The organism is Robertmurraya sp. GLU-23 (genome assembly GCF_052983275.1).
On the sequence record NZ_JBRKCV010000010.1, the window covers coordinates 146,770 to 173,364 of the forward strand.

A 26,595-nucleotide genomic window follows, 5' to 3' on the forward strand; every position below is an offset into this window, starting at 1 on the left:
AGGTTCGTATGTGTAAATTTAGTTTTGAGTAGAGTATTGGATACTCTTTTCACGAGTTATTCTTAGGCTTTGTATGGTAATGAATAATTCGACTAAAAGTATAGAGATAGCCATTCCAATAATACCCAGGAAATAGGTGGCTGGTATGGAGAAGAATAAAAATGCTACGGATATCGTTACATACATCTTTTGCATTTGGCTATATTTTTTCATTGATAGAATAAAAGGATTTAGCAGTACATTAAGAATAATCGTAATAATGACGAAAGAATATACCTCTAGTAAAGAAGTCAGTTCTGGATTTCTTTCACCAGTAACTACCCAAACAACTAAGCCCGAGAAAAAGTACAAACCGATTCCCAAACAAGATGATATAGATGCTCCTATAATAAGGATCTTCTTTTTGGCATTCTGAAATTTTATTTGGCTTTCTTCAAACAAACGTGCCAAATATGGAAAAATCGCCTGAGTAAACGGTTGTGCCACACCAACTACAGCAGCAGAAATCCTTTGAGCTATAGAATAATACCCTGCCTCTACTTTCCCTAACACTAATCCTGTAATAAGTACCGCACCCTGTGCATAGATGTTACCGGCAAAGCTCGAGATAAACACGTGGCCTCCCTCGACAGCATACTGCTTTAGATTGGGTAACACATCTTTAGTAGAAATCTTAATATCAACAAGCTTTTTTATGAAAAACAAGCTTATAATCCCCGCTATCACGTACCCAATTGATTGGAAAAAAGCAGCAAGAACAAAATCACCTGATGAGCGAACAAACAGGAAAATACAAATAGTTGAAAGTGCTTTAGATATTACGTTGACGATGGTTATATACTTCATCTGCTCCAAACCTTGGAATAACCAAACAGGAAATATAGCATTTCCCAGAACCAATAAAAATGACACATAGTATACAGAAGTATTTTCTCGCAGGCTTGGGACAAGAGAGACTATAGTAACCATTATAAAAAAACTAAGAATAAGTAGCATAAACTTAAAAAACATGACAGTGTTAAATATTTTATTTATTTCAGTAGAATTCTCTCTGTTTAATGATACTCGTTGAGTGGCTGTCATATTAAAACCATAATCGGTAACAACTACAAAATACTGCATCATTGCTGTAGCAAAGGTAATAACCCCAAAGTTGTTACTCCCTAATACCCTTACAAGGTAAGGCAGAGTAATTAAAGGGAGTAGATAATTAAGTCCCTGCAAAGTAAATAAAGATAAAAGATTTTCTATAAATTTTTTCTTATTCATACAATCTCACTATTCTTTTTTATTGTTAATAATTCGAAAGACATTTAAATACGTTCAAGTATTTTTCCAGATAATCCATCCCGTGTTGCCTTAAATAAAGCTCGAATATAGGCGGGTCGACTTCTATAACTAAGTAGTTTTTTAGGAATAGATAGCAAAAACAAAAAGACTAAGAAAATCGGAAATGTTTGCTTAAAATGTTTCCTCATAAATATGATTTTATTTCGATGAGAGTAATACAAAGAATAAATCTTTTCATCAATGTTATTACTAGGTTCGTGCCAAACCATTGCCGAGTTTATTGTGCAAATTTTAAAAGTTGGAAATTCCTTTTTTAAAGATAAGCAATAGTCTGTTTCCTCATAGTATAAGAAAAAATCACCATTCATAAAGCCAAATTCTTTAATTATATTGCTACGAAACATCAAAGCTGCCCCAGAAATAACTGGATGCTCACTAATATCTCCATTCACCGAGGTTGAATTCGATATCGTCCGACCGGTGTAAGGGTTTATTTTCAAGCCTGCAGATTGGAGGATATCAGTTGTCTCATACGAATCAACCGTATAGTTCAGATTATATAAAATAGGTCCACTAACAGCAATATTTTCATCGTACTCCATAGCCTCTACAACTAAATTAATACAATCAGCGTGTACGATAGTGTCATTATTTAACACAAAAACATATTCAGCTTCCTTATTGATTGCAAAATCGACTCCTATTTTATTTCCTTCAGCATATCCTTTATTTTCATTAACCCTGATGAAATCAAAGTTATATTTTCGGGCCAGCTCCTCAACAGATTGAGACGATAAAGGGTTAGTTGAGTTATCAACAATAATCACATTAAGATTAGAGTATTTTGAATCAACTAGACTTCTTATACAAAGTTCAGTTTTCTGCTCAGAGTTAAAGTTTAAAATAATGACTGACACTAATGGTAGGTCTTTCATTTAATCAAATCACTTTCTTTTGTTAATTTTATCAGTAATATAGGAAATGAGCCTGTCTGTTATTTGACTATAGTCGTAACTACGTCTTACAACGCTCTTAGCACGCTCTCTTTTCTCTAAATCGAACACTATCTTATTTTTAGATGCTCTCAATAGGGCATTGGATAAACCCTCCACATCGTCAATTTCCACTATTGATCCAAACTTGGTCTGGTTAACTACCTCTCCAGTTGCGCCAACATCAGTCCCAATAATATAGTTACCTTCCCCAGCAGCCTCAATTAATGCAAGCCCTGAGCTTTCCCATCGGGAGGGGAAAACAAAAATTGCACTTTCTTGATAAACTGTTTTTAAAAGCTCTCTTTCTGAAATATTTCCAGTTAAATGAATCCTATTTGTTATCTCCTCACTTAAATGTTGATCCAAGAGCCATTTATGAAAACTATTTTCAACTGGGCCCACTAGCTTTAAAGTAAAATCTGTTTGATCGGCAATTTGTGCAAAAGCATGCACAAGTATATCCGTAGCCTTTTGATAAGTACCTATTCTTCCCACTGTTAGAAAGGTTGGTTTCACCTCTAGTATTTCATTAGTAGACTCTTGACTAGAAAAAGATAACCCGTTCGGTAGATATTTTAATTTCCCCTGAAGAAATGGCCATACCTTCATAATTCCATTAAACATTGATTCTGTCTCTATTGTCATTAAATCGAAATATTTCATTGATAAAAAATACTGTAGTTTTCCATACCATTTAGACGTATTTTTATTCCACAGCTCTAAATTTCTATAATCTGCATCCATCTTTAAATAGGTAATCCCTTTGCTATTGAAAAGCTTAAATAGAAATGCTAGTAATGCAGCTACCTTACTGAAGTGAAATAATTGAAAAACATCGTACTGATCCCTATTTCTAAATAAGTAAATAATAAATCCTACATATAATTTCCAACCACTTTTATTTAATTCATGTAAGCTTACTCCCTCAAAATCTCCAAAATCCCTTTTCTCATCTGTTACTATCGTGACATGAAAACCTTTTTTAGCCAGTTCCCTTGGAAACATCCCCACGTCCTTTGCTTCATGGAGCTTTTCAATACCAGGGAAAAACAATAAAAATTTCATTTTACACTTCCGTTCTAGAATTTCGTAATAAAGACTAAGAATTGGCCATATAAATGAATCCCTTTTTAATAAACAACTAGTTAGCCACTAATTTATTTACTCGTTTCATTACTGCTTCCTTAATACTCTCTATCTTCTTTTCACTTTCTTCTAAACTTTTACCTTTTATACCAAAATAAAACTTTGCCTTGGGCTCTGTCCCTGAGGGTCTTAGACAAAACCATGAACCGTCAGAAAGATGATATTTAATAACATTCGATCTAGGGAGATTAATTGTACTTTGCTCTTCATTTAGGATATTCGTTTTTATACCTGTGTAATAATCCTCAATAACTGTTACTTTTTGCCCCGATATCTCGTGTAATGGCTGCTTACGAAACTGCTCCATTATATATGAGATTTTTTGTGCACCTTCCATTCCTTTTAAAGTAATAGATGTTAGTGCTTCTTGATAATAGCCGTACTTTTCAAAAATCTCTATTAAGCCTTGATAAAGAGTTTTTCCTTTTGTTTTATAGTAGGCTGCGACCTCAGCTGTAAATACCGCAGACTGTACAGCATCCTTGTCCCTAACAAAATCACCTATTAAGTATCCATAGCTTTCTTCATAACCAAATAGGAAGGTGTTAGATGCGGTTTGTTCAAATTCAAGAATTTTTTCTCCAATAAACTTAAACCCTGTAAGTGTATCAATAGTAGGAATGTCATAAGCACGAGCAATATCTCGACCTATTTCAGATGTTACTATAGTCTTGACAACAATTCCATTTCTCGGAAGCAACCCCTGTGCCTTTTTTTGTGAAAGCAAGTACTCTAACATAAGAGCTCCTAGTTGATTACCTGTTAACACTTTATAATCGCCATTTAAGGTTTTCACAGCAACCCCTAAGCGATCAGCATCCGGATCAGTTGCGAGCAAAACATCCGCATCTAGTTCCTCGCCATATTTAATTGCTAATTCAAAAGCTGCGTGTTCTTCTGGATTTGGAGAAGACACCGTTGTAAATTCAGGGTCAGGAAGTTCTTGCTCCTTAACCACTGTAATATTTGCAAAGCCGAACGCTTTAAGTCCTTCTCTAACAGGAATATTTGCAGTACCATGCAGTGGCGTGAAGACAATCTTTAAATCATTTGAAACCTCATGTACCACTTGCTTATTTTGTTGTATTTTCTCTAAAGCAGCGATATAAGCATCATCGACTTGCTTTCCAATATAGCTTAAGACCCCATTATTGATCAACTCCTGTTCCTCAGCAACTTGAACCAACAATTCGTCTTCAACATTGTTTACATAGCCGATGATTTGATCTGCACTTTCCGGTGGAATTTGACCCCCATCCTCTCCGTACACTTTAAATCCATTGTATTCAGGGGGATTATGACTAGCTGTAATTACAACTCCTGATATGGCATGTAAATATCTCACCGCGAACGATAGTACTGGAGTTGGACGTAGTTGTTCAAATAGGTAAACCTTAATACCATACTTACCAACTGTCTTAGCAACTTCTAATGCAAATTCAGGAGACTTATGACGAGAATCATAAGCTATAACTATCCCTCTAGCTTTAGCTACCTTCCCCTTAGCCTCAATATATTTCGCCAAACCTTCTGCCGCTCTCCTTATAGTATAAATATTCAAGCGGTTAATACCAGGTCCAAGTTCTCCTCTCATTCCTCCGGTTCCAAATTCCAAATGCTTATAAAAGCAATCCTCCAACTCTTTTTTAGAATTATTTAAATCCGATAACTGCTTTTTTAGCTCTATATCTAAATCTTTCTTTTTAGTCCAGCTTTCTAGTTTAATATTCCAATTCATAAATAAACTCCTACATATAGTATTTTATACCCAACATATTATATATATTTTTTTACATTTTTTACACTGTTTTTCCTTATATGATTTTAATTAGGTTTTTTCAATGAAAAAGGGGAACACTCGGTTCCCCTTTTCAAAAACACACTCTATGAGGCCTTCTTAACCTGAGTAGGATTATTTTTAACCCTAGAAAACTGCCGTTTACTTAGTTTATTCATGATAGGTTTTTCAATAATCATGTGAAATAAAACCGCTGCAATTAAAGTAAGAAGAGAAGTAACCATTAGGATTTTAATAGGCGTAAAAACATGTCTTACAACAAAGTTTAAATACAGTAGGATAAACAAATAATTGTGTGTTAAATAAATTGAGTAGGATGAGTCTCCCAATAATAAAAATACTTTTGGGACATTAATTACATTTTTAAAATCAATAAAAGCAGTTGAAAGGACAATTAAAGCAAACGAAACACCCATAATCAAAATTGACTCAGTGGAATTCCGCACAATCACGCTTTTTATAAGGAGAATTGAACCTAAAGATGCTCCTAATAAACCTGCAACCAAATATATATAGTGACGTTTAAGTTTAAATTTAAGAGTTATATATGCCACTATACTTCCAAAAATGAATTCAAGATTATAATTATTAAAAATAAATTTTAAGTAGTAGTTTTCAAACGTAATAATATTAAAGGAATTTAATAAGATGCCGATTACCCATAAAGCCATTAATGGGAAGGAAAACTTCTTGTTTAATATAATTAATAAACCAAAAACACCATAGAAGAATACTTCATAAACTAAAGTCCAGCCTACAGAAACAATAGGAACTTGTGGGTGCGGTAATAAAAAGAAAGATTTAATAAAACCTCTTAAATCATATGCCACAGCCCAATTTGGATAAAGAAAATAGAAAGCCATGAGTGTGAATGTAACAATCCAATATATAGGATATACCCTTATAAAACGCTTAAAGTAAAATCGTAAAATAGATGTTCTATTACCAATATCCTTATGATGAACATAGAAAATAATAAAACCACTTAATACAAAGAAAAAGTCAACCCCGATCCACCCTATACTGAATATCTTTCCAAGCGCTCCTAATTCAGGATTTCCCATATTTGACTGGCCATGATGAAATAAAACAAGTATTGCTGCCAGTCCTCTAAAAGCCTGTATAAGTTGCATTTTTTGATTGTGTTTACTCATTTTATTCCCCCAGTATATTAATTTACAACCCTCATTATTTTACACTTTTTATATAAAATAGCTAGTACATAATTACCATTGTAAATAACTCTCAAATTGCTGTTTAATTACAACCAAAAAATGGATAAAGAAAAGACATTCCTATGAAAGGAATGTCTTCATAATTGAAATAATTTGCAAGAACGCCGATATCGTTTAATCTACGATGACATTATATAGGACAAATGCTATACACTGCATTACCCAAACTAAATAAAGTAAACCTAAAGTCAATATAAAAGAAATATACTCCCCAGACAATACAATTCCACACCACATTATGCATGCAACAGATAAAATAACCATATATGTACCGTGCTTAATTATCCACTCCATGATGTTCCCTCACAATACTTAATATTATTTCCTTAAATAAAAATGATGCAAAAAGGTTCTTATTGCCTCTAAATTATATATACCCGAAAATTTCAACTAAAAACATTTTTGAAAAATTTTGCACTAAATAAGAGTTATAGTACAATAGTAGTACTTATATATTGGAGGCTTTTTACAAATGGTAGAACCAATTTTTTTCAAACCTGTATTCCAGGAGAGAATCTGGGGTGGTAAACAATTAATATCATTCGGCTATGATATTCCATCCTCAAAAACAGGTGAATGCTGGGCATTCGCAGCTCATGAGAACGGGCAAAGTATTGTTAGAAATGGACAATTTGAAGGTAAAACACTTGGAGAGCTTTGGAGCTCTAATCGTGAACTTTTTGGTGGAATTGAAGGAGATCGGTTTCCTCTTCTTACAAAAATTCTTGATGCGAACGATGATTTATCGGTACAAGTGCACCCTGATGATGAATATGCCTTTACTCATGAAAATGGAGAGTTTGGTAAAACCGAATGTTGGTATATTGTTGATAGCAAACCCGGTGCAGAGATTATTCTTGGTCATACTGCTCAATCAAAAGAGGAGTTTATCCAGAAGGTTGAAGACGGACAGTGGGACGACCTGCTTCAGAAGGTACCAGTAAAGCAAGGTGATTTCTTCTTTGTTCCAAGTGGAACGATTCATGCTATAGGAAAAGGAATTGTCATATTAGAGACACAGCAAAATTCTGATACTACTTACCGGGTTTACGATTATGACCGAACTGACAATAATGGGAATAAAAGAGAGTTGCATATTACTAAGTCTATTGAGGTTTCAACTATTCCCCACCATGCATCAGAGGTGGAGACAGAAGTCAAACAAACAGAGGATTTAACGATAACAACTTTTGTAAGAGACCGCTATTTTACCGTTCAAAAATGGAGTTTATCAGGTAAAACGACATTACAGCAAGATCAGCCTTTCCAACTAGTTAGTGTACTTGATGGGGACGGAGCACTTACTATCTCTAACAGTGGCACATTTGACTTTAAAAAAGGGGACCACTTCTTATTACCTGCAAACTTAGGCGAGTTCTCACTTGAAGGAAACTGTGAGTGCATCGTGTCATATTTATAATCACTTTTTTGGCAATAGTTCTATACTGTTGCCTTTTTTATAGCCTTTTTCTCACAATTAGGTTTCTCGCCCCTATTTAACTGTTATATAGAATTAAGAAGTGCTAAAATAAGCAAGTATTAAAAACTTATATATGATTTTTATTTATGTATTTAAAGGAGATCTTTTACAACTAATGTCCACAAAAAAAAGACTAGTAACCAATTTCTTATCCTTAGCAAGTGTCCAGGGCTTAAACTTAATCCTTCCAATAGTTACGTTACCATATTTACTACAGACTGTCGGTGTAAGTAAATTTGGATTAATTAGCTTTGCTCAAGCTTTTATCCAGTACTTTATTCTTTTTACTGACTATGGCTTTAATCTTGTAGCGACAAGAGATATCTCATTAGCCAGAGATAACAAGCAACGATTATCGACTATTTTTTCGACGGTCATGCTCATTCGAACACTTTTGCTAATCGTAAGCTTTGTTATTCTTGTCTTATTGGTCCTATTTGTCCCAAAGTTCCAAGGCGATAGCATCGTTTACTTTATAACCTTTGGTATGGTGGTTGGAAACGTTCTTTTCCCCGTTTGGTTCTTTCAAGGAATTGAACAAATGAAGACCATTTCTATATTAAATGTGATTTCAAAATCTATTTTTACTATTGGTATATTTGTTTTTGTACAAAACCCGAATGAGTATTTGTTAGTACCCATTTTAAATACCCTTGGTTCAATCGTGATTGGGATCATAGCCATTTTCATTATTATAACCCGTTACCAAATTCGTTTTACAAAGCCTTCTCTTGATGATATAAAAAATCAATTAAAAGAAGGCTGGCATATCTTCGTATCTAACGTAGTAACGAGCTTATATACAACAAGTAATATCTTCATTCTTGGGTTCTTTGCCTCTAATACCATAGTTGGATATTATTCAAGTGCTGAGAAAGTTGTAAAGGCTGTGTCAAGTGTTATTTCTCCACTTGTTCAATCTATTTATCCATACTTAAGTAAGGCTCTACAAGAATCGAGGGAGAGAGCTTTATGGATATTGAATAAGATGTTTATAATAATTACTGTCGGAATGGGATTATTATCCTTAATTGTAGGCGTATTTGCGGAACCCCTAGTCATTCTTGCTATAGGGGAAGAATATACAGCAACCATCCCTTTATTACAAATTCTTTCTCCGATGCCACTTGTATTAGGTTGGGCAAATATATTTGGGATTTTGACAATGATTAACTTTGACTATAAAAAAGAACTATCCAGAATTTATATAGCCGCTAGTCTATTTAGTGTTGTCTTAATGATCCTACTCATCCCTCCCTTTAGAGAGTACGGGACAGCGTGGATTGCGATATTAACAGAAACCTTTGCCACTCTACTAATGGTCATCGTTTTATGGAGGAAAGGTGTTCATGTTTGGACCCCTAATAAGATTAGAAAGGAACATGTAAATGGTTAAGGAACGTGTTGCTGCGATAATGGTCACATACAATCCAGAGAAAGATCTCATAGAAAATGTGAAGTCTATTGCTGGATCAGCATCAAGTTTAATTATTATCGATAACGGCTCTGGTGGGATATCTATAGAGTATTTAAAAGAAGTTGAGAATATCCCTTTCGTTACGGTCATCTATAATGGGATAAACAAAGGCTTAGGTACCGCCTTAAATCAAGGTATTCAATTGATTCTAGAAAACGTACAATTCAAAGAGATCGAGTGGATTGCCACCTTTGATCAAGATAGTAAAATTAGTGAAGACTTTTTTAGAAGGCTGCTTCAGGTGTATGATACATTATCAGAGAAAGAAAAGGTTGCGATATTAGCTCCTAACTGGGTAGACGAAAACCTTCTTCATGAAGAGATGTCCGAGATTAACCAAGTAGCTGATGTATCTGAGCCTAAAACAGTTATTACTTCAGGAAGTCTCATAAAAAAGAGTGTATTTAGAGAGATTGGCCTTTTTATTGAGGAGTATTTTATCGACTTTTTAGATATCGAATTTTGCTTACGGGCAAGAGATAAAGGTTATAAAATTATCATGGCACAAAGCGTTTCAATGCTTCATAATCTCGGCAACACAAAGAGACATAATCTTCTAGGATCAAAAGTAATGGCAACGAATCACAACTATATTCGCCGCTATTATATTACACGTAATCGAATCCATACCTATAAAAAGTACTTTAAGTCTGAGAAAGAGTGGCTTAGAGAAGATTTAACAGCTACTTTTAAGGAAACGATTATTGTTTTATTGTTTGAAAAAGACCGATTCAGAAAAATAGGAAGTATGATCAAAGGTTCCATTCATGGAATAATTGGAAAAACAGGACCTATGTAAAAACAAGGCTATCTCATCAGTTTATATTTAACTGTTAGAGATAGCCCTTTTATTAATCCAGATTAAGAATATTTGAAATAACATAATACAAACATTGAATCGTCCATACTAAGTACGATAGCCCACAGGAAAGGAGCAAATCAAAAGAAGTTCCAGATAACGCTTTCATAATCCAAATGCATGAAGCTATGGATACTATAAACATAAATGTACCGTGTCTAATTATCCAATCCATTGGACCACCTCATTATCTTCTATTTACTATATTTATTTGCTACAAAGATAAAATAGTCCTTCATTCAAATAATTACATATTTCACTCAAAGCCTCTCATAATTGTCATTAATTGTCGGAAATTATCACTTGCATTTTTTGGATATAAGTTTACATTCCTGTAACAAAACTTTATTTATTCTCAATAAATGCTTAAAATAAAACCAATGGAATGATTTGTGCCTAAATTGCTTAAACGGAGGATCTAATGAAGAAACAACAAATCCAACATATTCTATTAATACTAACTGTGAACGGCTTCCTTTCCTTGTTGGCTCTTTTCTTCATCAAATTGGGAAGAAATAATTATGATATTACCAACTTCATTGCATGGATGCACAACGATACTAAAAAGATGGCCACTTATTTTGTTATTTTGTTTTTGATTTTTATTTGTACATATAAACTTCAAATGAAGGTTTACAAATTCCTCAAAACACGCTTCCTTTGGTCTTTGGTTATCGGAAAGTACCTTTCCATTATCTTTTTAACTTTGTTCACATCAGTTATAGTCAATTACTTTTTTCAATATTCCCAATGGCTTAAGGATCCTGTCTCAACAACAGAATGGATCTCTAACAATTTTTATGTTTTCTTAGCTGGAATCCTTTACTTACAATTTGTATTCCTGTTGCTCTTCGCGATCATAGGGAATATTTTTATAAGTTCATTGCTAGGTAGTGTCTTGTTTGTATTAATTGGATTCATACATTTTAATAAATTGAACCTACGTACAGAGCCTCTCTATCCAATGGACTTTTTACAAGTAACACATATGAAGGATGTCGTACCGATGGTAGCAGAGTTTCTTTCCATACGCTCTATTCTTGTTGTGCTTTTACTTGTACTTATTATCAGTTTTATTATTTTTATGTTGCCAAAAATGAAAATCAACCGTTGGAGTAGAGTTGCTATTCTACTTTTTTCAATCTATATGGTATATGCTTATACATTTTTCCCAAAAACATTTATGAAGAAGCTAACAGATGTATCTGGCATAGCGGTTGTTCAATGGAGTCAGTTGTCTAATTATGAGGAAAATGGGTTTATCTTTGGTTTTATTTCCAATCTTTATAATGCTAGCTTTGAAAAGCCTGAAAACTACACTAAAGAAAATGTTATAAAAATCGCCAATAAATATAAGAAATCCAACAATGAGGAGACAAGTAATGACGAGTCTAGTCGCCCTAATATTGTTTTTATAATGAGCGAGGCATTCTGGGATCCGACCAAGCTAGAAAATGTTTCGTTCTCTGGTGATCCTTTAGCTAACTTACGCAAACTTATGGGGGAGAATACTTCTGGACAAGTCCTTTCCCCTGTATTCGGCGGAGCCACAGCGAATGTGGAATTCGAAGCTTTGACTGGAATTACCACTTCATTTCTTAAAATAGGATCCGTTCCATTTCAAGAATTTGTTGATAATAAAAGTTTTGTCCCTACCATTGTTAGTGATTTGGAGCAAAAAGGATACAAATCCTTAGCCATACACCCTTACAATCGGGTATTTTATAAAAGAAATAGAGTATACGAGACGTTCGGAATTGATACATTTTTGGATCAAGAAACCATGAAGAACAAAGGAACAACGCCTGGTGGGGTCATATCCGATGAATCCTTAACTTATGAAATAATAGATAACTTAAAGAATGAAAACAGCCCATTATTTATTCATGCCGTTACGATGCAGAACCATATGCCCTACAACCCGGGAGCGTATGAGGAAAATAAAATTAAGGTTTCAGGGCTAAAAGATGAGTCCAATGCTATGCTGGAGGTTTATACAGAAGGAATTCGAAGGTCCGGTGAAGCCTTGCAGCTATTGATTAATCAGCTAGAAGAAATAGATGAGCCAACGATGATTGTGTTCTGGGGTGACCACTTGCCTGTTCTTGGAGCAAATTTAGGAATTTATAAGGAAGCCCACTTTGATGATCCCGATCAAAATATCAACGAGTTAAAATATTACGAAACACCTCTATTAATTTATTCGAATTTTGATACAGAGGACAAAAACTTAAATACAGTTAGTCCATTTTATCTTGGGCCGATCGTATACGAATTAGGCGGATTAGAAAAGCCAGCATTTTATCAAATCCTTGATCAGTTAAGAACCCATTTCTCTGGGTTAAAAAGTACAGTAAAGATTAATAGCGAACGAGAATTTGTGACTGAGCTTTCTGCAGAAGAACAGGAGTTACTTGAAGATTATCGCTTGATTGCATACGATTTATTACTTGGCAAACAATATAGCCGAACCATTTTATTCGAAAATTAAAGTTAATTCCAATACAATAGAAGCAGTCCACTCAAAATGGACTGCTCATTTTTATCTTACTCTATTCTATACGATGGTCCATAATGGTTGATAGGTAATCATAAAAATCTTTTCTAATATCCTCTCTTCTAAGAGCATATTCCACTGTAGCCTGTAAAAATCCAAGCTTATCTCCTACATCATAGCGTCTTCCTTCAAAATGGTAGGCATATACAGCCTCTTTTTGTGCTAATTCTCTCAGTGCGTCTGTTAGTTGTATTTCTCCACCCTTACCCGGTTTGGTTTCTTTTAAAACTTCAAAGATACCAGCACTAATAATATACCTTCCAAGAATGGCGACATTCGAGGGTGCATCCTCTATTGTGGGTTTTTCAACAAGTCCTTTTACTTTATAAATTCGATCCTCTATATGTATTCCGTCAATAATACCATACTTATTCACATCAGCCTGGAGAACCTCTTGAACTCCAAGAATGGATGTTTTGTATTCTTCATAAGCTTCTATCATTTGTTTCAAACATGGTTTTTCACTATAAACAATATCATCACCTAGTAGAACAGCAAAAGGTTCATTTCCAATAAAGCTTTTTGCACAATAGATGGCATGCCCTAACCCTCTTGGCTCCTTTTGACGAATATAATGGATATTTACCATTTCTGATATCTTCCTTACTTCGTTTAAAAGCTCAACCTTGCCTTTAGCTTCTAGTTCTAACTCAAGCTCCACCGATTTATCGAAATGGTCCTCAATTGATTTCTTATTTCTTCCGGTAATAATTAAGATCTCTTCAATACCTGATTGTACAGCTTCTTCAATAATATATTGAAGGGTTGGTTTATCTACAATTGGGAGCATTTCTTTCGGCTGAGCTTTGGTCGCTGGCAAAAACCTCGTACCCAAACCAGCAGCAGGTATGATTGCTTTCTTAACAATTCTCATGAGTCCATCTCCTTTTTACATAAAGCAGGTTTTTAGGAATTCACCTCCTATTTATTTATCTTACGTTATTATTTCAAGGAGCCCAATAACGAACATCAAAAAATATTCGACAGTTTTTGACACATAGCACCATTTTCCTATTAACATTTTAACTATCTTATCCGATAATAGTACTAGATAAAAAAGGCAAGGTCACTGAAAAGTGATTTACGCAAAGCTATAGGGGCCTCTATCTTTGGATAAAGCCAGCCAGCTACTATCAACATTAAAGGAGAATGGAAAATGTCAAAATTCTTAACACCAGAAGAAGTGATGGTAAAGAGGAAGAGAAATAAAGCGATTCTTTACGCATCAATTATCCTAGGTACGATGTTATTAAGTGCTGTAGTCACCATCCTAACTAGCCAACTATAATTCTTATATACGAGAGAAGCAGCCTATCTTTACGACAGACTGCTTCTTAATTTTATATACCGTTAAGTTTTAAAGTCCCAGAGAATGACCCAATTTCCTTTTTCCTCCGTTACGTAGACATATTGAACAAACTCAAATGTTCCGTACTTACCCTTATAAAATTGCGTCACTTTAACCTCAAACACTGAATCTAGGCTTTTACTTTCCTTTGTCATTTTCCAGTTCGATAACTTTCTTTTTTCACTGATTTCAAACTCAAAGGTATCTGCACCGAAATGTCCCATAAATACATGAACTCGATCCTGTATGTATCCTCCCTTTGGAAACCTCTCCTTCATGGAGGAATGTAGAAGTTCCCACGAATTCGAATAGTCCCCGGTTTGTTCATATTCATAAAATTCCTCCACCACGTGGATTGCGTGTCTAGATGGCGAAAAAAGTCCAAAACGTATTAGAAGATACCCCCCTACCAAAAAGAGAAGCAAGAATAGGAAGGGAAGCAATCCAACTCTTTTTCTTCTGTACATAAGTAACCTCCAAAAGAAGTCTGTTACTAATCCTTATGCCAAAAAAACGGAAACATACGTAACCTTTGCCCACCCCTAACATTCCTTATGAATTAAAGGAAAAGAAAAAAACCAGCCTCAGCACTGGTAAACTCAAACAAAATTAATCTCACACATTTTTTGAATAACAGTGACCAACAATATTAAGGCCATACCCCAATTAATCAACCCAAAATAATTAGATTGAAAACTCTTTGATACAATAATTCCAAAGTGGACATTAAAAACCACCAACAAAAGCGCAAAAGATAAAACAATATTAACTAACATCTTCTTTCACCTGGTTCTTCTAACTGTCGAATGTAGTAGATATAGTAACATTTTCCTATACACATTATTTTACACACATCCTAAAAAAAGTAAATAAATTTATCCTGGGGACGCAGGGGCAGGTTCCTTGTCCCAAGGGTGTGCCAAATATTCAAAGAGTTTGGGAGGAGTCAATTCCGTCCCTCTTCCAGGAAAAGTCCATGGTTCTGTCCCTATGACCATCTATTGCTTTATGGATTTACTTACCTTGCCACATCTGATACATTCACCGGTGAAATAGTTATACTTATGATATCTACGAAAAAAACAAATGATGGACTTTATTTTCAAGTAGAACAACTCCTTAACGATCTATCCGTTCATTAATTATCATTTTAAAGTTTCTTATAAAGAACAACATGAAAAAAATGTCGATTATTTCTAAGAAATAACCGACATTTTTCAACAATTCTCATAGGGACAGGTGAACTGTCCCTTTATAAATAGGGGGACATGGTGCCTGTCCCTTTATAAATAGGGGGACATGGTGCCTGTCCCCTTGAATAGTCTCAAACTTCCTTGTCAAGGCTAGGATTAGTGTGAGGAGGTAACTATGAAACAAATATATGTTGCAATATGTATTGGGAGCATGATTATTATTGGGAATACACTTGGGGAGGTTGATAGGGACGAGTTTGATTCGATTGAACAGATATACAATAAACAAGCAGATCCTTTGTTTCTATTAGACACAAGTAGCTCTTTCTATTATTTATACTCTATCAAAGAAGACTATCCCTCCTTAGCTATTAGAAAAACCGGACACTTTTTCTTCTATGGATTTATTGCTATTTCCCTCTTTAGAGTTGGAAAGTGGCAAAGCATACTAATAAATGGATTCTTCGCTACAATCTTTACAATATTTATCGGAATCTTGGATGAATTTTACCAATACTTCTTATTAGGAAGAAGCGGTCGGATGCTTGATGTACTGGTTGATGGAGCTGGTTGCTTTATTTTTGTAGTCATTTATATGGTTGCAAGGGGGTTGGTGAGACTTAGGGACAGGTCAGCTGTACCATTGGAAGAGAGAGGGACATAGATCTGTCCCTCATTTTGATTTCTCGTAACATATGGCTTGGTAACCCTTCTGCATTTTATGGGACGGGGAGCCTGTCCCCTATCCCCTGTCCCTCGCACGTTGAACAACACTTTTTGAAAAACCCGTAATCCTAGAAATTTGTCTAATTGTTACTCCATTCAATTTCATTAACATAGCTAAAACAGTATCTCTTTCGCCCTTGCTGATTTGTTGCAGCGCGCTATTGCTATTAATTCCTAATGTTCGTAAATAGTCGATCACATCTCGGTCTGACAATCTTACTCTTCCCATTTCTTCCATGCAAAGATCATCATTTATTTCATTCATATACCTAGCGATTAACTGGATTGCTTTTTCTCTATCTTCTGATAAGAGACTCAGTACAAATTTTGTATCTACGATGGTCGAATGATACAAATAATCACCTATACTTGTCCATTTACACTCAAGCACATGGCCTGCAAGACCTGCTTTTAAAGGATTTTGGTGAATATATCTAAGTACTATAAAAAAGTAAGCCCGAGTTTCAACCACTTCACTCTTAAAACGATCTTGAAACAAATGTCCACATCGTTCATATTTCATGTTGTACCAATATACATAGCTTGAACAAATTCTTTTTATGAACTCTGAAACGGTCACTTCTAGTTCCTTTACTAACAGATGCACATGATTATCCATTAAACAGTAACCATACAGTTTAATATTACATTGCTTCTTAAATCTGCCTAACGTATCAAGAAATCTTCTCTTATCATCATCCTCCTCAAAAATTATTTGTTTGTTAATTCCTCTAAGGATAATGTGGTATACTCCATTTCTGCTTTTCTTCCTAGATTTCCTTGGCAAATAATACTCACCTCGGCATACAGTTTTGGTCTTAATGAGTTTTGGTTTTGGGTGTAGGAATTATTGATTAATGATACTAAACGAATGTCATGGTAGGAGATACGTATAAGGGAGTTACTTAGGGGACGAATTACTTACACTTTATTATTCCACTTCTGATTCTATAATCCTGCTGTTTATTTATTATTTCTCTATTTCAAAGGGTGTTTCTTTCGAGGGGACGTGTTCCTTGTCCCAAAGATACTGGTATCTTTCAACTTTGCCTATTTTTATTTAGTGAATAAAGGGACAGTGTACCTGTCCCCATTTCCCATCATTATGAATTTAAATTGTTCTGAATATTCCCATCAGCGTTTGTTCTTAGGTATCCGCCACCTTGCTCCTCTGTTAGTTGTGTATTTGGAATTCCGTCTCCATCACGTGTGTACCCTTCCACGTATGTACCATCCGCACGTGAATATCCACTTACCTCATGAGGTTTCACGTGATGAACTCCTGGGTCTTCCGATGTTTCTAAACTGGAAGCGACTTGCACTTCCCCAGTATGACTGGATACGTTACTTGTATCCACACTTCCATCAGCGAGGTTTTGCTGGTTTCCAGTTGGATCACCAACATCTACACCATCTACTAAATCCACGACTCCCACAGCTAATGCTCCAACAGCAACCGTTTTAGCTATATTCTTCACACCACTTTTAATTTTTTCATCGTCATTATATTTGAAGCCTTCATAGACATCTTTGCCATTGTGGTACGTTCCCTTTGCTGTCTCATATACTCCCTTTGCTGTACGTGACACAGAGTTACCTATATCATTTAAACCTTGTTCTACTTTTCGATCATCCTTTTGAATCATTCCAGTAGTAGTATTCCACGCTCCATCAGCCACTTGCCCTAAAGTGTCTCCTGCAAATTCAGACGCCTTCTTTACTCCTTCTCCAACTTCCTTAATAAACTTACTTCCCGTCACATCACCAACTACATTAACGGCTCCTCCAACAACGAATCCAGCAGCTTTCCCTGAAAACTTACCTAAATCTCTTAAAAACCCCATCCTTCACCCTCCTAAAAAGTTAAAAGATCCACCTAAATAGGTGGATCCCCAGAATGCTATCTCCATCTACTTCGGCGACTCGGCTACCATAGCTTTTGCTTTAGGCCCGTAGTTTTGCGTCCCTACCTTTCAATAGGTTTGCCATTATCGTATAGTCTTAAAGTTATAGGATTATTTTACCATAAAATAACTAAGATTCAATACGGATCTTCAGGGGAACTAATATTATTTGTAGAGTCCATATTCTGAAAATGGCCACATATGCTGTTTTGCCAGACAGTTAGTAATAGATTTTTCTCTATATGTGAGCCTTCTTAAACAGTGAGTAGAGTTGTTACCTCTTATTATTAAATAAACTTCTAATTCATTAGTATATTTATCCTATATTAATATAGAGAAAAAAGTTAATTGTTAGTATTATAAGAGGGGGTAATTTATGTACATGAATTAAAAGAAGGAGAATTAACATGCTAGAACTTTTATTTACTATCTTTTCCTATGTCATTAAGGGAGGCGTTACATTATTGACACTACCCTTTATTTCTTTAGAATTGGGGCTCGTAAACTACATTCACTCTCAGGAATCTACCATTATTATAATAATTCAATTAATATTATCAGCGATTATTTCTTTGATGTATGTAATAATGTTAATTACTTTTTTAAAGGCTTTTCCAAAGATCATGTTTCAAATGAGTAGGGACTATAATAGAGCAATGGCAAATGGTGATGAAAATTTTGATGAAGATAAAAACCTTGATAGACTTAAACAAAAATATTACCATGACAAACTTCCCAATATTTTAACTAAGTCAAAGAAGCTTCTTGATGTAACTGGCCTTCTATTAATCGCAAGTTCTATATGGAATATTATTATTTACCGTGGTTTAGGAGAGAGTAACTTATTAAGCCTTTGGCTATGGTGATGTACGAAAACCCATACTTTTGAAACTGGTTCACTTTTGATGAATGAACCGTTGAATAAAAAGTAAAAATTCAATCAAATGTTTGATTGAATTTTTTTGTCCCTCTCCACTATGAAACTAATGCCCCTTTGGAAACTCAAACTCCCAGTAATATCCATATAAAACAACAGAAAACCTTCTTAATCTATGTATTACTTCGCTTCTCTTTAGCTAAAATGGCATTTCTATGAAAAGCAATTGATTCGTTTCTTCGTCAATTGTTCTAATCCAAAACAATAGGACACTGTATCTGTCCCCTGGTTCTGTCCCTAGATATTAATCGACTCGTTTAATTTCTCTCTATAATACATAATCTTTCCCTCTATTTCTCCCTGTATGCCTGCATCCAAACAGCAGTCTGATAAACACATATAATAATATAGTCTTGCGGTGTGCCATTTCATTTTTATTTTTACTATCCGACTATTTAGTCCCATAAAACTCTCCTTTAGATTTTCTATAAATCGTAAGAGTCCGTATTCGGAAACTGGCAAGCATAATCACTTAAAATGATCTTAGCCCCTATAGTTTTGCGTCACCATCTTTCAATGGTTTTGCCATTATCGTACGATTTATGGTTACAAGACTATTATAGGATAATTTAACCACTTGGCAAGGCTTTTTTATAGGGAAAGGTCCCTAGTACCTATATTTTTATGAAATATTATTACACGGGGTTAAGCCATGTTATAGTACCCCTACGCCTCGCTACACCTCTAGGGTCACATTACCTGTCCCCATGTTCCCCTTTTTCCCTAGTTTTATAAATTTAGAGCACATTTATTCCGTTTATCTTTATTTCCTCTTCGAAATCTGATATTTCAACACTTTTTTTAGTAACCAACTCCATTTTCCGTGATTGGAACAAGGTCTTACCTTCCATTATTGTGAGGTTACCCGGGAATACAAATGGTAGCGCGCTTCCTGAAAGGGAAAGCTTGTGGAACAGTTTAATGAAATCGTAAAACAATATGAGCCTATGATTCACAAAATTATTTTGACACTAGGAATCTATAAAAACAGAGAGGAGTTCTTCCAAACAGGATTAATTGCACTTTGGCAAGCTGCTGAACGGTATAATCGAGAACGTGGCGCTTTTTCCTCTTTTGCATATTCCTATATTAAAGGCCACCTCCAAACTGAGATGACCAAGAGAAACAAGTATGATGAACATAATGTAAGCGTAGATGATGAAAATTGGGACTTAATCCCTGACTTATCCTGTAAACTTCCATTTGAATGGGAAGAACTTGATTGTGACGGATTAACAGAAAAAGAGAAAAAATGGCTTATGTACACCGTGATCTATGGCTTTACAGTTAAAGAGATTGCGACAATCGAGAACGTTTCACTATCAGCGGTTAAGCTCTGGCGATCAGGAGCGAGAAAGAGACTGAGGGAAAGAGACTGAGGGACAGGTTGACTGTCCCAACTCTTTCTTAATGCTTTACCTACAAAGTTATAACCATAATCATAAATGAAAAAAGCAAGAGCTTTATCCCTTTAAAGTATTGAATAGCTAACTGAATGACTTAAATATTGTTCAAGCCTCCCTTTATATGACAAAGATTACTTTCAATACCTCCCTATCCACCTGTGGGTAGGGAGGTGATTTTTATCACAAAAGCCTTGATTACTACTCACACACTAACCAAGTCAAAGCTCCCAAACTCTACTCACTAGTGGGACAATGGACCTGTCCCCATGGTTCACAAATTTGTCTTGGAAGAGATCCTGACAACAGGTATTTAATTCTAGTTCTTTTTTCATATAATCACATACAAGGGGAAGATTCTAAATGTAAAGGAGGTATTGTTAAGAACAGTTAGGGGTACGTTAACCGTATATAATTTGAAAGCTGAGGGAGCTGAGAATCTTGGTATTATTAGATTGCTATATTATTAATTCGAATACTCTTTACATGTATGGTGTTTATGATCGAAATGGAAAGCTATGTACCATTGTTAGAGAACTGGAAAAGACCTTCTTCATAGATGATTCCCCTCTCCATATACTAGAAAATAGCATTAAATGTATTGGCTATGATTTAAAAGGAGCTATGTCTTCAGCTAAATGGATTCTTGGTGGTGAAATTCATATGCCACCTGTTATGATTAACCCGATTCAAAGAATTTGCTTATTCTCTAACAAATCAGCCAAGAATGACGCCACGATTTGGTTTAACCCTGTACATATTGTTCGTACCCTGAGCTACAAGAAGAAAACATACATAGAATTCTCAAATGGTACCACTCTCATTATCCATTGCTCGATCTTAGCCTTTAACACCAAGCTACAAAATGCCATGCAGCTCAGAAACATAACAACTGAAATGGGGAAAAATCAAAGTTCGATGTTGATGATACTGGATCCAAATAAGAGAAAGCCAGGGAGTAATCCTAAAAAGCGGAAAAAATAAAATGATTTTCAATCAAACGTTTGATTGAATTCTTAATGAGTTACATAACGGTAGGTCAACCTGTTTTTGGGTTGACCTTTTCTATGCACAATCATCAATCATACTCGTTTAAAAGCTCTTCTTTCTGCATATTCTTTACATAACGAACAACAATAGATTTTCTTTGTAGAGACTAGATATTTCGTGTATTGTCTCGTTTTCCTTTTGCAGAAGTAACATTTCTTTGAAAAAAACATATGAATAGCCTCTCTTTACATAGGAGTAATTCGAAAAGGGACAAAGTGCCTGTCCCTATGTCCCAATAACCTTACCTAATTCTATTTAAATAGCCTTCTATTAGTATTTGATAGTTTCTAATCTTATCAAAGTTCTTCGTATAGACAGTCTTGATGTGTCGTTCATTTTCTAATCCTTTATACAATGGGGCTTCATGCTTCACCCTTTGCGTAGTATCTGTAATATCCTCTCCTTGGGCAAGTTGAAGATTGATCTTCACCAACCGTGCTAAGTACTCTTGGTATATAAACGATTCTTGAAGATGGCTCTTTCTATCTTGGTCTAGGATATCACCTATTAATATATTAAGACGACTTCTTGCAATAATGGCTTCGTTCATCATAGGTAACCAGTCTGTTCCCTTATAGTCCTTTTGGATAAGCTGAAGAAAGAAGGTGGACCTTGCATCATTATACTTAATAAAACCTTCCCACATGACATCCTCTTTACAGCTTTCTAAAGCTTTCTGAAAGGCTTTTTTGGACTCTATTAAATACATCGTATAGAGCTCTATTTCTTCTCCTTCTAATGTATGGATTCGCTGGTGAATATCCTTTAATATATCAATTTCAAAGAAGTCTTCATTCTCATAACCTAGTCGTTTGCGGAGGACATACATCGCCTTTTTATTATAAAACAAGCCTAAGTAATTATAATACACCGTTTGAGTCACTGAGTTCTTTAACATCGTGCCCCTCACCTCTAGCAGGGAGGAAGTCACGTTATACTCTTTTGAATGAATAAGTTGTTGATAACTAATGACATATTTAATGAGCTTCACGGTTTCTTCAATTAATATCATATTCCCCGTACTTATCGAAAGCAAAGCCTCTTTCCTTTTATCAATAAGCTGTAGGATTTTCTCCATATTCTTAACATTTTCTTCTTTATTCTCATCAGATGACTGAAAAAGAGAAGGAAAAAAGACAATTAAATCAATGAAGTACTGTAAATTTGAAGCAAATTCAATCGCTGTCTTTGATTCCTTTGAAAAACGAGTAGTTAAACTTCGAAAAATCTTTGCCCCAACTTGTTTTGAATCCTGCATATTGTATTCCTTTAAAAGACTTGTTAGAGATGCCACATAATTCTCGTTCTCTAATACATTTCCCTCCATCTGAGAGATGACATTTACACTATCAATAGATATATAAGTTTTCATCGCAATAATAAAAGCAATAAAAGAGATTACAAGAGACATAATCGTAACAATAAAAACCAATAAATTGGCTGTGGATTGGAATGGATAGATTTCCACTGAAATAAAAGCAGCAACTGATATTACAATTGCGATAAATACATAATAGTACGGTATACGTATGCTCTTCATACAAATCTCCTCACTTCAATGAGACGGAGGGACAGGTCCATTGTCCCTCCGCTCTATACTAAATAGGGTCACAGTGCCTGTCCCCGCGTCCCTTTCCTCTTTTCCATGTACATATCTCCATCCGCTTCTTTAATCATAGCATTTAGATCAACACAGGAAACTTCTGTTGTATAGGACGAACCGATACTTGCAGAAACTTGTATCGTATGATTATTGATGCTCAGCGGCTGATCCACTGAGGACTGAATTCGTGTCGTTACCCCTATTAACTCTTTTTGGTCTATATTCGATAATAATATCACAAACTCATCTCCACCCAATCGACAGAGTAAATCCGACTCCCTCAGCTCTCCTCTTACCCTTGATACAACCTTCGCCAGCAATTGATCCCCTACATCATGACCATATGTGTCATTTATGTTTTTAAACTTATTCATATCCAAGAATAATAGCGCGATAGAATCGACTTTTGACTCCTTTAGTTGGTCAAACTTCTGCTTAAGCAATAACCGATTAGCTGCCCCAGTCAATGGATCATGATAGGCTATTACCTGAAGCTTATCATTTGCCTCTTTTGTTTCCTTCCATAACCGGAGAGTCATATGAATAAATGTTAAAAGAAAAGCCGTAGAAAATACGCCAAACAAAACGAGATAGACAAAATCCCCCTTTACGACGTTCGGGAATATTTCCTCATATAGGTAAAAGAAAGAATAATAGTTTATTATCATCGAGCCTGTAAAAGCTAGTAACACCACTCGATAGCTTTGATAGATAGCACTTAGAGGAAGGCCCAACCACATAAATAAGTAATTGACTAGGTACGAAGAATCAGTCAAAAGATAATAAAAGTAGATATATGTACAGGTGATCATTACATACATGATCACTATTGGATTTACTTTCTTAAGAATCATTGTTAACAAAAGAACACCCACAGTGATGAATAAAAAAGCTGGTGGGAATACACTTGTTAATCCTTCAATAACAATATTAATCGTTACTTGGATAGTGAAAAAAGCAGCCATTAAGGTGAATAATAATATGTTTCTACGATGGATTAATTCATTGCCAATCATAGATGTCATTCCTGTTCGTGGGTTGTAGTGAAGACAAGAACCATTCAAATACAGCTTCATTCTTCTGCAAAATTATAGCATATGGGAGTCCACGGGGACAGGTTCATTGCCCCAAAATCAGGAATAGGGATAAATTCTCAAAGGGACATGGTGCCTGTCCCCGCGTAGTTTAATTATAAAAAGACTCATATAAACTTAGTATTTCCTGTTGTTTAATAGACACCGCGACATAGTGGATCAATGAGTAATCCTCCACCTCTAGTAATTCGGAAATAACACAGTCCATCACTGCTTTTCCACCTTTGTAAAGGTTATATTCCCCCCAGCTTTTAATGGCTAGTTCTCTCGTTTCAGGATTGTATCGTACTAGCTTGTGATGATCCGTGAATCGATCCATTAATGAATGAACACTTTCAATCGAATAGCCCAAATCAAAAGCCATTTGTTTTTTTGTAATTTTATAGATTCCAATCTGAGTAGTTTGTGGATTAGTAAGTAGATATAAATAGAAATACTTATCCTCCGGAGTCATCTTCTCAAGTACATTTGGATTGTTCCAAATATCAACACGCACCGTTCTGTATTTTGCCACGTAAACCTCAATCCTTTCATCTATAAAAATTACCTATCATAGTACATATATAGATAAATGAAGAAAAAGGTTAGTTTTATTCAATAAAAAAAGTGATCTTTTATGGTAATTGTCTGGTAGTCGCTGACATACTATTCTCCCAATCCAATGCCATCCCCTGTACTAAGAGGAAAGCATAGTAACCGTCCCAATGCTTTCTAATAGGATAAATAATAAAATAAGAACTACCACTGCGTTAAAGTTCTTATAGTAAATTTAACCCAGTAAGCGTAGAGACGGTTCCAGTGCTTCCTCAAGAAACCTGCTTTGTATACCTACATTTTGGAAAGTTACTACACCCGTAAAAAGATCCATACTTCCCTTTCTTCAGAGACAACTCTCCACCACATTTTGGACAGACATTTTGCTTACTGACTTCTTTTTCTTTCAGTACCTTTTCTTTAAGGTTACTTTTTATTTCTGCAACATGCTTATTCTTTATCTGTTTCTTTTCTTTTTTATCCACAATTATTAGTCCTTCTAGCGCTTGATTGATCTCTCTCAATTCTAAATCGCTAATCTTCCGAACATTCCACTCCGCGATTACTTTTGTTAATTGTGCGAATTGGATAACCCTAGCTGATTTAAAATCATCTGTAAATTTTAAAGTGGATTTTTGGGAGAAGGCAATGATAGAGTAGATCGACTCGAAATCCTCTTTATCTATGTATTTTTTTATTGATTGAATATGACCATAGTTTTGCCATATTGGATTGTAAAATTTTTCTTTTCGTTTATAGATTGTCTGAGTCCAATACCTCTTGTCCTCCCTACCAAATATCCATCCTTGATAATGTTTCGTTTCAATTACAAAGATCCCATACGGCGATGTAACTAAGTGATCCACTTGGCTAGTTCCACCTTCCCCATTTGGTACATAAAGGTCATGATATATTTTATATTTAGATCCAAGTCTATTTAGTAATCTATTTACATACCTCTCACCTATAGCACCTTTGATAACTGGATAATTTTTATTCAGCATGATCATTCCAGCTAGTAGTATGAAAGGTATTACGGTCGGTGCTAAAAAAAGTAGTATAGGTAAGAGCACGATAATGGCTAGTACTATAATGACCCCTTTTTTCATTTAAGAATTTCCTCCCTATGTAGATGTTAGGATTAACCCCTTCATAATTTTACCATTAAGTTTAGTGAAATAATATTTATGTGGATAATTTCACATATTTTATAAAAAAAGGCCCTCCAACAGATTATAGGTATTTGAACTTGCAAATCTTAACCTATAATGAATTTTTTACCTAGCATCGAGTCAAGGTACCTGTCCCCCTGTCTTTCCTTGTGTAAATTTTCGAGACATCATAATAACACCTAGGAAAATATCCTCACCGGCGCACAAAAAAAGTGGTAAAATAAACCTAAATAAATAGCGCAACTTCCGGAGGAACTATGAGTATAGAAGAAAACACAGGGACGGTTCCAATGCTTCAAATAGCACTAAAATATTCTACCTGTTTAATGAAAAACAAATCCTATGAGGGAAAATTCAGTCCAAAGTTTGTATATTTTTTGGCACACAAACTTCATGTAAATACTTGCAAAAAGAATCTCAACACGTAGATTAGGACAAGGAATTTATCCCCATTTCACGCCTTAAACACCAGATTTGCTGACACTCCCAACACCCTAGCTATTTGTCGTTGAGAGATCCCATCAATCTTCTTCACCTTCCGAAGAATGCTATCTCTATCCTCTCTTGGCAAGCTTTTCACTTGTGCAATCTCAGTTTTCCCAAGCAACCCTTTCATTATATTCCTCGCTTCGTCATCTGTTAGTCTTTTCTTTACATAGTCATCTAAGCTGTATTTGGCAAGTAAAAATTGTATTAAACGGCAATTAAAAATGTTACTTGCCAATACTCTCTATTTCCTTAACTTTGTAATAATGATTCCTTCATCCGATTACTAGGTCCTTTAAATACTACTA

Annotated in this window: 23 protein-coding genes and 3 riboswitches; of the genes, 9 read left to right on the top strand and 14 right to left on the bottom strand. The window is 35.1% G+C overall.

Annotation, left to right across the window (positions count from 1 at the left end; genetic code table 11):
* Nucleotides 1-18: 18 nt before the first annotated feature.
* The 5 genes from ACVBAX_RS16345 to ACVBAX_RS16365 all read right to left on the bottom strand — a co-directional run bounded on the left by ACVBAX_RS16345 (nucleotide 19) and on the right by ACVBAX_RS16365 (nucleotide 6,383).
* A complete protein-coding gene (locus tag ACVBAX_RS16345) occupies nucleotides 19-1,269 on the bottom strand; it encodes a flippase (RefSeq protein ID WP_447117956.1) in 1,251 nt (416 codons plus the stop codon).
* Between the two features lie 44 nt (nucleotides 1,270-1,313).
* On the bottom strand, nucleotides 1,314-2,225 hold the full coding sequence (locus tag ACVBAX_RS16350; protein ID WP_447117957.1) for a glycosyltransferase family 2 protein: 912 nt from the start codon (nucleotides 2,223-2,225) through the stop codon (nucleotides 1,314-1,316).
* A gap of 9 nt (nucleotides 2,226-2,234) precedes the next feature.
* Nucleotides 2,235-3,350 carry a glycosyltransferase family 4 protein gene (locus ACVBAX_RS16355; protein WP_447117958.1) on the bottom strand — a complete coding sequence of 372 codons (1,116 nt, stop codon included), beginning with the start codon at nucleotides 3,348-3,350 and terminating at the stop codon, nucleotides 2,235-2,237.
* Nucleotides 3,351-3,426: 76 nt separating this feature from the next.
* A complete protein-coding gene (locus tag ACVBAX_RS16360; protein WP_447117959.1) occupies nucleotides 3,427-5,169 on the bottom strand; it encodes a phospho-sugar mutase in 1,743 nt (580 codons plus the stop codon).
* Nucleotides 5,170-5,315: 146 nt separating this feature from the next.
* Nucleotides 5,316-6,383 carry an acyltransferase family protein gene (locus tag ACVBAX_RS16365; protein WP_447117960.1) on the bottom strand — a complete coding sequence of 356 codons (1,068 nt, stop codon included), beginning with the start codon at nucleotides 6,381-6,383 and terminating at the stop codon, nucleotides 5,316-5,318.
* Between the two features lie 553 nt (nucleotides 6,384-6,936).
* Here ACVBAX_RS16365 and manA point away from each other — a divergent pair.
* The 4 genes from manA (at nucleotide 6,937) to ACVBAX_RS16385 (ending at nucleotide 12,771) form a co-directional block, all read left to right on the top strand.
* Entirely contained in the window at nucleotides 6,937-7,884 is a 948-nt protein-coding gene (gene manA / locus ACVBAX_RS16370; protein WP_447117961.1) for a mannose-6-phosphate isomerase, class I, read from the top strand.
* Nucleotides 7,885-8,059: 175 nt separating this feature from the next.
* Nucleotides 8,060-9,340, top strand: coding sequence for a flippase (locus tag ACVBAX_RS16375; protein WP_447117962.1), 1,281 nt, complete (start codon nucleotides 8,060-8,062; stop codon nucleotides 9,338-9,340).
* Nucleotides 9,333-10,220, top strand: coding sequence for a glycosyltransferase family 2 protein (locus tag ACVBAX_RS16380; protein WP_447117963.1), 888 nt, complete (start codon nucleotides 9,333-9,335; stop codon nucleotides 10,218-10,220). The genes ACVBAX_RS16375 and ACVBAX_RS16380 overlap by 8 nt, the downstream gene beginning before the upstream one ends.
* 481 nt (nucleotides 10,221-10,701) lie before the next feature.
* Complete coding sequence (locus ACVBAX_RS16385; RefSeq protein ID WP_447117964.1) at nucleotides 10,702-12,771, top strand: LTA synthase family protein; 2,070 nt, start codon at nucleotides 10,702-10,704, stop codon at nucleotides 12,769-12,771.
* Nucleotides 12,772-12,832: 61 nt separating this feature from the next.
* On the opposite strand, the gene galU is transcribed toward ACVBAX_RS16385, so the two are convergent.
* Nucleotides 12,833-13,711 (bottom strand): UTP--glucose-1-phosphate uridylyltransferase GalU, encoded by an 879-nt coding sequence (gene galU, locus ACVBAX_RS16390; protein WP_447117965.1) that lies wholly within the window; start codon nucleotides 13,709-13,711, stop codon nucleotides 12,833-12,835.
* Between the two features lie 175 nt (nucleotides 13,712-13,886).
* A riboswitch (cyclic di-GMP riboswitch) is annotated at nucleotides 13,887-13,972 on the top strand.
* A gap of 21 nt (nucleotides 13,973-13,993) precedes the next feature.
* Between galU and ACVBAX_RS16395 the strand changes: the two genes are divergently transcribed.
* Nucleotides 13,994-14,125: a hypothetical protein gene (locus ACVBAX_RS16395; protein WP_340905653.1), complete on the top strand. Its 132-nt coding sequence runs from the start codon at nucleotides 13,994-13,996 to the stop codon at nucleotides 14,123-14,125.
* A gap of 62 nt (nucleotides 14,126-14,187) precedes the next feature.
* On the opposite strand, the gene ACVBAX_RS16400 is transcribed toward ACVBAX_RS16395, so the two are convergent.
* The gene (locus ACVBAX_RS16400) at nucleotides 14,188-14,652 is read right to left on the bottom strand and encodes a hypothetical protein (RefSeq protein ID WP_447117966.1); all 465 of its coding nucleotides are present in this window, start codon (nucleotides 14,650-14,652) and stop codon (nucleotides 14,188-14,190) included.
* A 901-nt stretch (nucleotides 14,653-15,553) separates the two neighbouring features.
* On the opposite strand from ACVBAX_RS16400, the gene ACVBAX_RS16405 reads away from it, so the two are divergent.
* Nucleotides 15,554-16,042 (top strand): VanZ family protein, encoded by a 489-nt coding sequence (locus ACVBAX_RS16405; RefSeq protein ID WP_447117967.1) that lies wholly within the window; start codon nucleotides 15,554-15,556, stop codon nucleotides 16,040-16,042.
* A gap of 78 nt (nucleotides 16,043-16,120) precedes the next feature.
* Here ACVBAX_RS16405 and ACVBAX_RS16410 read toward each other — a convergent pair whose 3' ends face one another.
* The gene (locus tag ACVBAX_RS16410) at nucleotides 16,121-16,891 is read right to left on the bottom strand and encodes a transposase (RefSeq protein ID WP_447117968.1); all 771 of its coding nucleotides are present in this window, start codon (nucleotides 16,889-16,891) and stop codon (nucleotides 16,121-16,123) included.
* 316 nt (nucleotides 16,892-17,207) lie between these two features.
* Entirely contained in the window at nucleotides 17,208-17,948 is a 741-nt protein-coding gene (locus tag ACVBAX_RS16415; RefSeq protein ID WP_447117969.1) for a hypothetical protein, read from the bottom strand.
* A 70-nt stretch (nucleotides 17,949-18,018) separates the two neighbouring features.
* Nucleotides 18,019-18,101: riboswitch (cyclic di-GMP riboswitch) on the bottom strand.
* A 314-nt stretch (nucleotides 18,102-18,415) separates the two neighbouring features.
* On the opposite strand from ACVBAX_RS16415, the gene ACVBAX_RS16420 reads away from it, so the two are divergent.
* The 3 genes from ACVBAX_RS16420 to ACVBAX_RS16430 all read left to right on the top strand — a co-directional run bounded on the left by ACVBAX_RS16420 (nucleotide 18,416) and on the right by ACVBAX_RS16430 (nucleotide 21,332).
* Nucleotides 18,416-18,874, top strand: coding sequence for a hypothetical protein (locus ACVBAX_RS16420; RefSeq protein WP_447117970.1), 459 nt, complete (start codon nucleotides 18,416-18,418; stop codon nucleotides 18,872-18,874).
* Between the two features lie 518 nt (nucleotides 18,875-19,392).
* Nucleotides 19,393-19,482, bottom strand: a riboswitch (cyclic di-GMP riboswitch).
* A 371-nt stretch (nucleotides 19,483-19,853) separates the two neighbouring features.
* Nucleotides 19,854-20,324 carry a sigma-70 family RNA polymerase sigma factor gene (locus ACVBAX_RS16425; protein WP_447117971.1) on the top strand — a complete coding sequence of 157 codons (471 nt, stop codon included), beginning with the start codon at nucleotides 19,854-19,856 and terminating at the stop codon, nucleotides 20,322-20,324.
* A 465-nt stretch (nucleotides 20,325-20,789) separates the two neighbouring features.
* On the top strand, nucleotides 20,790-21,332 hold the full coding sequence (locus ACVBAX_RS16430; RefSeq protein WP_447117972.1) for a competence protein ComK: 543 nt from the start codon (nucleotides 20,790-20,792) through the stop codon (nucleotides 21,330-21,332).
* 307 nt (nucleotides 21,333-21,639) lie between these two features.
* Here ACVBAX_RS16430 and ACVBAX_RS16435 read toward each other — a convergent pair whose 3' ends face one another.
* The 5 genes from ACVBAX_RS16435 to ACVBAX_RS16455 all read right to left on the bottom strand — a co-directional run bounded on the left by ACVBAX_RS16435 (nucleotide 21,640) and on the right by ACVBAX_RS16455 (nucleotide 26,525).
* A complete protein-coding gene (locus ACVBAX_RS16435; protein WP_447117973.1) occupies nucleotides 21,640-22,938 on the bottom strand; it encodes a hypothetical protein in 1,299 nt (432 codons plus the stop codon).
* A gap of 68 nt (nucleotides 22,939-23,006) precedes the next feature.
* Complete coding sequence (locus ACVBAX_RS16440) at nucleotides 23,007-24,017, bottom strand: diguanylate cyclase domain-containing protein (protein WP_447117974.1); 1,011 nt, start codon at nucleotides 24,015-24,017, stop codon at nucleotides 23,007-23,009.
* Nucleotides 24,018-24,186: 169 nt separating this feature from the next.
* Nucleotides 24,187-24,609 carry a hypothetical protein gene (locus ACVBAX_RS16445; RefSeq protein WP_447117975.1) on the bottom strand — a complete coding sequence of 141 codons (423 nt, stop codon included), beginning with the start codon at nucleotides 24,607-24,609 and terminating at the stop codon, nucleotides 24,187-24,189.
* A gap of 292 nt (nucleotides 24,610-24,901) precedes the next feature.
* Nucleotides 24,902-25,738, bottom strand: a complete 837-nt coding sequence (locus ACVBAX_RS16450; protein ID WP_447117976.1) for an NERD domain-containing protein — start codon at nucleotides 25,736-25,738, stop codon at nucleotides 24,902-24,904.
* Between the two features lie 517 nt (nucleotides 25,739-26,255).
* Nucleotides 26,256-26,525 carry a hypothetical protein gene (locus ACVBAX_RS16455; RefSeq protein WP_447117977.1) on the bottom strand — a complete coding sequence of 90 codons (270 nt, stop codon included), beginning with the start codon at nucleotides 26,523-26,525 and terminating at the stop codon, nucleotides 26,256-26,258.
* Nucleotides 26,526-26,595 lie beyond the last annotated feature (70 nt).

Excerpts from the sequence above, each read along its gene's own strand:
- ACVBAX_RS16345 (WP_447117956.1), bottom strand. The coding sequence starts at position 1,269 with ATGAATAAGAAAAAATTTATAGAAAATCTTTTATCTTTATTTACTTTG.
- ACVBAX_RS16350 (WP_447117957.1), bottom strand. The coding sequence starts at position 2,225 with ATGAAAGACCTACCATTAGTGTCAGTCATTATTTTAAACTTTAACTCT.
- ACVBAX_RS16355 (WP_447117958.1), bottom strand. The coding sequence starts at position 3,350 with ATGAAATTTTTATTGTTTTTCCCTGGTATTGAAAAGCTCCATGAAGCA.
- ACVBAX_RS16360 (WP_447117959.1), bottom strand. The coding sequence starts at position 5,169 with ATGAATTGGAATATTAAACTAGAAAGCTGGACTAAAAAGAAAGATTTA.
- ACVBAX_RS16365 (WP_447117960.1), bottom strand. The coding sequence starts at position 6,383 with ATGAGTAAACACAATCAAAAAATGCAACTTATACAGGCTTTTAGAGGA.
- manA (WP_447117961.1), top strand. The coding sequence starts at position 6,937 with ATGGTAGAACCAATTTTTTTCAAACCTGTATTCCAGGAGAGAATCTGG.
- ACVBAX_RS16375 (WP_447117962.1), top strand. The coding sequence starts at position 8,060 with ATGTCCACAAAAAAAAGACTAGTAACCAATTTCTTATCCTTAGCAAGT.
- ACVBAX_RS16380 (WP_447117963.1), top strand. The coding sequence starts at position 9,333 with ATGGTTAAGGAACGTGTTGCTGCGATAATGGTCACATACAATCCAGAG.
- ACVBAX_RS16385 (WP_447117964.1), top strand. The coding sequence starts at position 10,702 with ATGAAGAAACAACAAATCCAACATATTCTATTAATACTAACTGTGAAC.
- galU (WP_447117965.1), bottom strand. The coding sequence starts at position 13,711 with ATGAGAATTGTTAAGAAAGCAATCATACCTGCTGCTGGTTTGGGTACG.
- ACVBAX_RS16395 (WP_340905653.1), top strand. The coding sequence starts at position 13,994 with ATGTCAAAATTCTTAACACCAGAAGAAGTGATGGTAAAGAGGAAGAGA.
- ACVBAX_RS16400 (WP_447117966.1), bottom strand. The coding sequence starts at position 14,652 with ATGTACAGAAGAAAAAGAGTTGGATTGCTTCCCTTCCTATTCTTGCTT.
- ACVBAX_RS16405 (WP_447117967.1), top strand. The coding sequence starts at position 15,554 with ATGAAACAAATATATGTTGCAATATGTATTGGGAGCATGATTATTATT.
- ACVBAX_RS16415 (WP_447117969.1), bottom strand. The coding sequence starts at position 17,948 with ATGGGGTTTTTAAGAGATTTAGGTAAGTTTTCAGGGAAAGCTGCTGGA.
- ACVBAX_RS16420 (WP_447117970.1), top strand. The coding sequence starts at position 18,416 with ATGCTAGAACTTTTATTTACTATCTTTTCCTATGTCATTAAGGGAGGC.
- ACVBAX_RS16435 (WP_447117973.1), bottom strand. The coding sequence starts at position 22,938 with ATGAAGAGCATACGTATACCGTACTATTATGTATTTATCGCAATTGTA.
- ACVBAX_RS16440 (WP_447117974.1), bottom strand. The coding sequence starts at position 24,017 with ATGATTGGCAATGAATTAATCCATCGTAGAAACATATTATTATTCACC.
- ACVBAX_RS16450 (WP_447117976.1), bottom strand. The coding sequence starts at position 25,738 with ATGAAAAAAGGGGTCATTATAGTACTAGCCATTATCGTGCTCTTACCT.